This is a genomic window from Winogradskyella vidalii (assembly GCF_013403955.1).
GTDB lineage: Bacteria > Bacteroidota > Bacteroidia > Flavobacteriales > Flavobacteriaceae > Winogradskyella > Winogradskyella vidalii.
In genome coordinates this window covers 1-861 of record NZ_JABFDG010000045.1, presented here as the reverse complement: position 1 = coordinate 861, position 861 = coordinate 1, and the positions used below count along the sequence as shown (strand labels likewise).

Genomic DNA, 861 nt, shown 5'->3' with positions numbered 1-861 from the left:
TTTCAAAAAATAATGTATCGGAAATTATTCTTGGATTTAATATACACGAATCTGAATTAAAAATACTGTAGGTAACAAAGTACTGTGGTAAAAAACAAGTAAAAATGCACTAATTTTTCACTAAAGTACTTCTATATGTATCATCATATATTAAACCTGATTTTGCTATAGCAAAAGCCTGTTTTAATAGTTTATTACACACCGCTATCAATGCCAATTTTTTACTCTTTCCTTTTGCTACTATTCTCTCATAAATATCACGACATGCTTTATTGTATTTACAAGCATTAAAGCTGCACATAAATAACAGATTACGTAGTTTCTGATTTCCTATTTTACTGATACGAGGCCGTCCATTTACACTACTCCCACTCTTTCTAACTACAGGGGTTAATCCAGCATAACTACACAATTCGCTACCGCTTTTAAAACGATCAAATCCATCGGTTAAAACCAATAGCATTACTGCGGTTTTATTTCCTATACCTGGAATAGTTTTTATTCGAGTTAGTAAATCTTGATACTCTTGTTTTACTATTATTAATAGTTTTTCTTCTAAGGTTTTTAATTCTTTATCAACCTGCTTTAAACTACGCTTTAATGAAGCCACTACGACTTTACTTGGGTTACCTAAAACAGCTTCTCCATGTAGCTTATTTTTAAGCATAGTGCTTTGTTTTGTATACAATGAAAGGAGTCTGGTCATTTGTAAGCACTCTGTTTGAACTTTGGAATTGCCTTCCCAAAGTTTTAATTCCACCTGTTTGGCATACTCACAAATCAATTTAGAATCACTTTTGTCTGTCTTGATTTTAGACAACTTCATTTGGATAAAACGTTTTACTGATAATGGATTTTCAA

At 31.4% G+C, this 861-nt stretch carries 1 protein-coding gene; it reads right to left on the bottom strand.

From position 1 onward, the window contains the following. Nucleotides 1-109 precede the first annotated feature (109 nt). Nucleotides 110-861: IS110 family RNA-guided transposase (locus HM982_RS18405; RefSeq protein ID WP_179354771.1), on the bottom strand; the 752-nt coding region annotated here is incomplete at its 5' end.